At 75.9% G+C, this 1,645-nt stretch carries 2 protein-coding genes; one reads left to right on the top strand and one right to left on the bottom strand.

The features are described from left to right. Window positions 1-649 (bottom strand): cobalt-precorrin-6A reductase (locus G3I40_RS09640; protein ID WP_164301742.1); only part of this gene is annotated, 649 nt, incomplete at its 3' end. Between the two features lie 11 nt (window positions 650-660). Between G3I40_RS09640 and G3I40_RS09635 the strand changes: the two genes are divergently transcribed. After that, window positions 661-1,645 (top strand): cobalt-precorrin-5B (C(1))-methyltransferase (locus tag G3I40_RS09635; RefSeq protein ID WP_164301741.1); only part of this gene is annotated, 985 nt, incomplete at its 3' end.

Here is a 1,645-nt window from a genome sequence, read left to right as displayed (position 1 = left end):
CGACGACGGGGATGCCCGCCTCGCGCGCGGCGGTCAGCTTGGGGGCGGTGGCCGCGCCGCCGCTGTCCTTCGTCACCAGGACGTCGATGCGGTGGCGGGCCAGGATCTCGCGTTCGCCGTCGAGCGTGAACGGACCCCGGTCCAGGAGCACCTGCGAGCGCGGCGGGAACGGCGGCTGCGGCGCGTCCACCGACCGTACGAGGAAGAAGGCGTCGTCGATGTGGGCGAAGGCGGCCAGACCCATGCGGCCCGTGGTCAGGAAGACCCGCTCGCCCAGGCCCCGCACCGCCTGCGCCGCCTCGGCCAGGGAGCCCGCCTCCCGCCAGTCGTCGCCCGCACCGGGGACCCAGCCGGGCCGGCGCAGCGCCAGCAGGGGAACATGGGCGGTGGCGGCCGCACCGGCCGCGTTGAAGCTGATCCTCTCGGCGAAGGGATGCGTGGCGTCGATGACCGCGGACACGGCGTGGTCCCGTATCCAGTCCGCCATGCCCGCCGCCCCGCCGAAGCCGCCGACGCGGACCTCGCCCGGGGGCAGCCGGGGCGCGGCCACCCGGCCCGCCAGGGAACTGGTGAGCCGCACCGTCCCGTGCAGGGTCTCGGCCAGGCGCCTGGCCTCGGTCGTACCGCCGAGGACGAGTACGTGCGGCATCGGGGAACTCCATGACTGAGCCGGTGGGCGGGCGCGGGGCCCAACTCAAGCACACCGGTCTGCGGCCCGGCTGGACGACCGGGTCCTGCGCGACCGCCGCGACGACGGCCGCGTACACGGCCCTGCTGACGGGCACCTTCCCCGACCCGGTGACGATCACGCTGCCCAAGGGGCAGACGCCGTCCTTCGCGCTCGCGGTCGAGTCGTACGACGGGCGGGCGGCGACGGCCGGTGTCGTGAAGGACGCGGGCGACGACCCCGACGTCACGCACGGCGCCCTCGTGCGGGCCACCGTGCGCGTGCTGCCCGCGGGGTCCGGCGTCGTCTTCCGCGCCGGGCCCGGCGTCGGCACGGTCACCCGGCCCGGGCTGCCGCTCGACGTCGGGGAGCCCGCCATCAACCCGGTGCCCCGGCAGATGATCCGCGACCACGTGGCGGCGGTGGCGGCCGCGCACGGCGGCAGCGGCGACGTCGAGGTCACCGTCTCGGTCGACCACGGCGAGGAGATCGCCCGCTCGACGTGGAACCCGCGGCTCGGCATCCTCGGCGGCCTCTCCGTCCTCGGGACAACGGGGATCGTCGTGCCCTACTCGTGCTCCGCGTGGATCGACTCCATCCGGCGCGGGGTGGACGTGGCGCGGGCCGCCGGGCGCACCCACGTCGCCGGGTGCACCGGGTCGACGTCCGAGAAGACGGCCGTACGCGAACACGGCCTGCCCGAGGACGCGTTGCTGGACATGGGGGACTTCGCGGGGGCCGTCCTCAAGTACATCCGGCGGCACCCGGTGGACCGGCTGACCCTCTGCGGCGGCTTCGCCAAGCTGTCCAAGCTGGCGGCCGGACATCTGGACCTGCACTCCGGCCGCTCCCAGGTCGACAAGGCGTTCCTGGCGGAGCTGGCCGTGCGCGGGGGCGCGGGCCCTGACCTCGCCGCCGAGGTCGCGGCCGCCAACACGGGGCTCGCCGCGCTCCAGTCGTGCGCGGCGGCGGGCGTCC

Source organism: Streptomyces sp. SID14478, from assembly GCF_010548525.1.
GTDB lineage: Bacteria > Actinomycetota > Actinomycetes > Streptomycetales > Streptomycetaceae > Streptomyces.
This window is presented reverse-complemented; position numbering and strand designations above follow the sequence as displayed.